Raw genomic sequence first — 6334 nt, forward strand, 5'->3', positions numbered from 1 at the left:
AATGAAAAAAAGCCTCACAAATCACGTTAAACACAGTTCTTCGTCTTACGCTCGAAACCCTCGGACCCAAAGCATAGCTTCTCGTCTTGAGGTATCGGTCCACTTCGAGCATAGCTCTCCGTCTTGCGCTCGGACAAAGTTTCACTTTGTTAATCCTCGCTCAGGATTTACTTTGATTGAGCTGATGGTCTCTTTGGCTCTAGGCTTAATTATTGTCGCTGCAGCAACACAATTATTTATTACTGGCCTGACCAGTTATAAGCTACAAAAGGCGATGGCACATATTCAGGATAGCGCAAGTTTCGGATTAAACTTCATCGTTGATGATATTCGTAAAGCAAATTTGAGCTCGCCGATGCCAGCGGTCAATGATCAAATTGCTTATTCAGGAATCATTCTAACCTCAAAGAATGTTGGATCAAAAATTAATTTAAATTGCACGGCATGCTTTTCTGATAACAAATTAACCAGCTTTGGAAATGCCAATGTTACAGGTCTAGCTAATGATCAGTTGTTAATTCGTTATCGATCTCCACAAGATGGTTTCGATTGTTCTGGAAATACTACAACAACTAATACATTTGTTGTTCAGCGTTATTTTGTTGGTTCAACATCAACTGATTTACGTCAATCTCTGCGTTGTCAAGCTGCTCAATATACACAAGCACAATTAGATGCTGCCACTGAAGCAAATCCTCTGCTATTAAGTTGGTCAGCAAGTCAGGTGATTTTACCAAATGTAGACTTTTTTCAAGTTCGTCTAGGTTATATCGATGGTGAGCTTGAGAGCGCAAATAGCTCACTTGCTTATACTGATATAAAAAATTATATGGCTTTGAGTGCTAAAACCAAGAATATAGATGGCGTTGTTCAAACTGTACGCCCACATGTGCATGCTGTTCAAATAGGTGTATTGGTCCAATCTGCCGATTCTGCGGGGCATCAATCTATTATCAAAGATCGGAATAAACAGCCATTTCAGGTACTTGGTACTCAGGTAACGTTAACACCAACCTATCAAGATACTCGATTACGTCAGGTTGTAGATCAAACAATATCACTTCGTAATGCAATGGGTTGGGTAACTGAAGGGTGTGATAGCAGTAAAACGACTTGTACGGGAGGGGCTTGAGCATGATGCATAATCAAAAAGGTTCAACACTCATTATCGTACTCATGATAGTGCTGTTGATCACGATCATTGGAACGCTTGCTATTCGCCAAAGTGTGAGTTCATTAAAGTTGGTGAGTAACAATCAGATGCAAACATTGTTGTTACAAAATTCTGATGCAGCATTAATGGCTTTCCAAAATCCTGCATTTCAGCAACATATTGCTGCAACAAATGGCATTGTTGGTTTCTTTAAGAATGAAAACAACAGAGATGCTGAATTGGTGATGTGCTTTGAGGGCACTGAACCCTTTCAATTGAGTAATGCAAGCTATCGTTTAAACAGCACCTCTTTTGTAAATATGGCAACGGGGAGTGGAGCTTGCCATAAAGATTCAGTATCGAGTGGTCGTTCTGCTGTTGTGACACAGGTATACATTAAACGCGAGACAGAACAGGTGACTGTGCCATTTGCTGATTTAGCACGCGGTACTGAAAGTCTAGGTGCAAAAACTGAAAATAATATCCGTTTACGTGTTTACGTTATTTCAGTAATGAAAGGCTTACTTTCTGATCCTAATAAAACATTGTTTACAGATAGTACGGATCCTAAACAAGGTTGTTTGACTAAAAGTATTGATCACGATGGCGACAATCAGGTAGCCAATTGTTTAAAAAGTAATGAAGAAAACCCTTTGTATAATATGCAAGTAGCGGAATATCGCTTCTTATCTGACTTTGAACCTTCAGGTTCATAGGGGAGTAAGAGTCATGAATAATAATAAAATGAGAAAACTAACCAAGCGTGAGCGTAAACAACAAGACAAAGCAAAAGGGTTATTGCTCAGTTGTACTGTGCTATCAAGCTTTTTAATACTCTCCTCTATTGCTTCAGCAAGTGATATTGAGATTTATCAACAAAATAGCAGTAGTAACACGATTATGTTGATGGTGGATTTATCTCAAAGTATGGGGGCAGATCCAATTGCAGATCTACAGCGTGATTATCCACTATGTTTAAGTGGTGGTCTGCTCGGGAATGTCACCAGTTTACTTGGTAAAGTTGCTACAGTTGATATTAATTTATTAGGCTTGGTGAAGTTAGATACGGGAGCGCCAACAGATCCGCAATCATGTTATATCCCATCTCTACTTGTTACACAAATTCTAGAAGGGGTTGATGGTATCACCAATCCTGTTTTGGGTGCTGATCTTCTTGGATTAAAAGGCTCCGTTCAATATATTAAAGATAGTTGTGAGTTGGTTGAGAGACCGCCGCTAGCAATTGCAGGTCCAGCATATCGCTGTTACAACCGTTTATATCGTGTTAAACAAGCGATTCATGATGTAATTGATGGGAATCCAGCAAAAGGAATTAGTGCTCTACCTGACAATGTTTCTGTTGGGCTGTCCGTTTTTCCTGCAATGAATGCTTCCGGTAGTGGGAAAAATGAATTGGCTGGTATGATTGCTGTTGAAGCGAAACCATTAGATGCAGCACAACGTGCCAAAATTAAAGCAAAAATCACTGAAGTAAGTAGCGTTGATCCAGTCACAAGTCTCACCACCAAAGTAAATGATTTGGTGAGTAAATTGTTGGCGCTTGATCTTGTTGGTGTCGTTCTTGGAGCTTTAGGTACAATCCCGACTTTAATTAATGATTTAAAAAATCTTGCTGGTTTAAGTACGCCAACAGCGACAGCTTATGCTGAAACAGGCGCATATTTGCTGAGTAATACCACCAAAGGTACTGGAATTGTTGAGATTGGGAGAGTTCGAAAAATTGAAATCAGTCTTTTAGGGATTGGATTGATCAAAATAGGGGAGTATCAAGAATGTAGTACTTATGATGTAACGGGAAAATGTGCGACTTGGGCTGCGTCTTTTAGGGATGGTAGTCTATTAGGTCTAGGTGGCAATGCGCCTGGTTGGTATAAAAATAAATGTACAGCGACAAATACAACAAATTGCCATGACCTACCAACAACTGGTACATCTTTGGTTGGTTTGGAGTTAAACGAATGGAAGTCGTTCTATCGCTATAACGATGATCTTCAATATACATCTGCTTATAGTGGTTTCCCTGTCTCTGTTGCTACCAGTAAGTCAGGAAATCGTTATGTTGGTCCGTCAACAATAAGCAATCAATGTAGTGCTAAGGGTTTATATGTATTAACTGGTAGCATTCCTGATCTAGATCCAAATTTGCTTGATGGGTTATTAGGAGGGGCAACGCGTGAACCTTTTAATTCGAGTAATAGCCCAGTACGTAAATTAATGAGTCGATCATTAAATCCATCAAGTAATACGATTTTTAATTGCGGTACTGTTCCTAGTGGATGGGCAAATGGTTCATCCTCAGCGACTTGGAACTGTATTGCAAATTATGCTGGTGTGCTGAAAGATGGAACTTATAATAATGGTGTAGGTATAAAAACTGGTGTGGGTGGTATTGGGCGAGACTTTGCTCATATTCCAAATGCGAAGACATCGGAAGAGTTGGGAACAATAAAAGCCCCAACCACAGTTTTGTCTAGCTTACTTGGGGTCGTAGGTAATCTTTTAAGTGCGCTGAATGTTGTGTTGGGATTGTTGGGTTTGGATAACTTGACCAATAAACTCACGAAGTTGTTAGATAATGTTGTTCCTGTGCCTTTAGACCCTAATCATAACGCTGATGTTGCAAATTTAGCGCGTTGGGGGGTGCATGGCGGTGGTGGCTGGTATCAATTATCGAGTGCTCAGAGTATTGCAGAAGGTATTCTTGACTTTAATCAAAATCTGATTGAAATGGAGTCAGACCCCATTGGATTGCAAACGCTTCCTGCTGATCCGCTTACCCCGTATCGTATGACCAATGATGTGTATAAAAGTATGTTTGAACCAACGGAAAAAGCCAGTTGGTTAGGGAATTTTAAAAAATATTACACACAAGACGATAATTCAGTTTTTAAGCTTAAAGATGCATGGAGTACGAACGCATCTCCTTATGATGTAAGGGATTGGAATAAAGGTGGTCTACTTGCCAAACTTGAGAGTTTGAAAACGTCAGCAAATCTTACAGGCAGGACTTTGTTGATTAATCGTGGTTGTGAAAATGATGAGAGTGGAAAAGCTCGATTTGTTGCTACCCATCAATTAAAAACAATAGATAACCATTATTTAGATACTTCAAATAGTAGTCGCTGTTCCTTGGCGCCAAATCAAAGGGACAATGCAAATGATGAAGATTATTACTTGATGAGCCTCTTGGGCTATAAATTAGAAAAAGGTGCTACAGCAGTCGACTTAACTGAAGCAAATCGTACCAATTGGCAGGTTGGTATGAACCTACATTCAACGCCAATAAAACTAACGCAAGAAGCGACTTTTAATGCGGATAGTACAATAAATGAGCGTAAAGACTATATGTTGTTTGGTACAACACAAGGTTTATTACATGTGGTCGATGCAAAAACAGGTGAGGAGACTTTTGCATTTGTACCAAATGAAATGTTGGAAAACCGCCAGCAACGCAATGCTTTCCTAAAAGAGAAAACCGGTGTCAAAGCCAATATGGCATATGGTGTAGATGGTGCATGGACTTTATATAGTGAATATGTCTATGGAATGCAGCGTGTAAGTAGCGGTAGCAGTAGTAGTCGAGTTGTCGCAACTGTAGGTGAAGCAAGAAATGCAAGTGGCACAACCTTAAAAGATAATGCAGGTAAAGTCATAAAAGGTAAACAAGTTGCCTATGGCGGTTTGCGTATGGGAGGGCGTAGTTATTACGCACTCGATTTGGCTAAGTTGAATGAACCAGTCCTTAAATTCCACATCGACCCAGATCATCAACGTATTATTAATCAAGATCAGATCATCAATGATACCAATACACAGATCGCATTGAGCCAAATGGGGCAAAGTTGGTCTAAACCAACAATTACGCAAGTGTATTGGAAAGGGCAATTGAAACGCGTAATGATCGTTGGTGGTGGATATGATGCACGCTATGAAAACCTAGCCTATTCGCATCAAGCTGGTGAAAAAGGTGCGGGTGTGTATATGTTTGATGCCGAAAATGGGGAGCTTTTATGGTGGGCGAGTGCCAATGCAGCAAGTAGCTTACAGATCGATGCAATGAAATACAGTGTGGTTAGTCGGATTAATACAGCAGATCGCAATGGTGATGGTTTGACAGATCATCTTTATTTTGGAGATTTGGGAGGGCAAGTTTGGCGTATCGATTTTGATGCAAATCTAGGTGCTAGCTCGAATAAAGGATTTGCTCGACTTATTTTCAAGAATCCAACTGAACGCTTTTATGAAGCGCCAAACTTTAGTGTATACGGGCATGAACAACCTCGTGCTGTGATTAGTATTGCTTCAGGAAATCGGAGTCTTCCTTTCAGTGATAGAACATCGACGAGTACAATCTACAACCTTTTTGATCGTGAAGTCATTCATCCCAACTTTAAGTTTGAACATCAAACCCTGACAGCAAAATTTACATTAAATGATTTACATAAAATGGATGTATCTCAGTTAAATGGTACTGCTTTGACGCTGTCAGATGTACAAAATTCAGGTAATAAACGCGTACAAAATGGTTGGTATATTTCTGCTGAAACTGTCATTGGTAAGCAGCTAGACTCAAATGGTAATGAAACACCAATAACCAATACCGCATCGAGTAAAGTCTTGGGTGAAATGGTGGTCATGAATAAAAGTTTATATGCCAGCGTTTACAACCCAAATGGCACATCAGATAGTTGTCGAGTGCAAGCTCAAGGTATTACTACGGTACAACGTTATTGTTTACCTTTTGGTATCTGTGAACTCAATGTTACGGATATGAGTTTTGGCGCGGGACGAGGAATAGTAGATGTAATGGCTGGGGTGGGTACAGGAGTGGATGAGAAAAATGAAGCAACACGTCAAATATTGAATCCAAATGCCAAAGATAGCATCGTAGGGGGGAATGGCATGCCAATCAATACCATGCGCCGTCAAATTGTGCCACTAAAATGGTATGAAAGTAATGAATAGGCGATCTGGATTTACTCTGATTGAGCTGATGATCACAGTGGCGATCATTGCTATCCTAGCAGTGATCGCCATCCCGAGTTATGACATTTATATTCGTAAAGCAGACTTATCAACAGCTCAACAAGAGATGCATAAAATTGCTGCATTATTAGAACAACATCGAACGCGTAACTTCAGTTATGAGGGATTTATATT

At 39.9% G+C, this 6334-nt stretch carries 4 protein-coding genes; all 4 read left to right on the plus strand.

Annotation, left to right across the window (positions count from 1 at the left end):
* Nucleotide 1: 1 nt before the first annotated feature.
* Complete coding sequence (locus HMPREF0023_RS02950) at nucleotides 2–1132, plus strand: PilW family protein (protein WP_080591904.1); 1131 nt, start codon at nucleotides 2–4, stop codon at nucleotides 1130–1132.
* 2 nt (nucleotides 1133–1134) lie between these two features.
* Nucleotides 1135–1869 (plus strand): pilus assembly PilX family protein, encoded by a 735-nt coding sequence (locus tag HMPREF0023_RS02955; RefSeq protein ID WP_004641259.1) that lies wholly within the window; start codon nucleotides 1135–1137, stop codon nucleotides 1867–1869.
* Between the two features lie 13 nt (nucleotides 1870–1882).
* Entirely contained in the window at nucleotides 1883–6139 is a 4257-nt protein-coding gene (locus HMPREF0023_RS02960) for a PilC/PilY family type IV pilus protein (protein WP_008941161.1), read from the plus strand.
* Nucleotides 6123–6334: type IV pilin protein (locus HMPREF0023_RS16845; protein WP_008941162.1), on the plus strand; the 212-nt coding region annotated here is incomplete at its 3' end. The genes HMPREF0023_RS02960 and HMPREF0023_RS16845, both read left to right, overlap by 17 nt.

Origin of the sequence: Acinetobacter sp. ATCC 27244 (genome assembly GCF_000156555.1) — a bacterium.
GTDB lineage: Bacteria > Pseudomonadota > Gammaproteobacteria > Pseudomonadales > Moraxellaceae > Acinetobacter > Acinetobacter haemolyticus.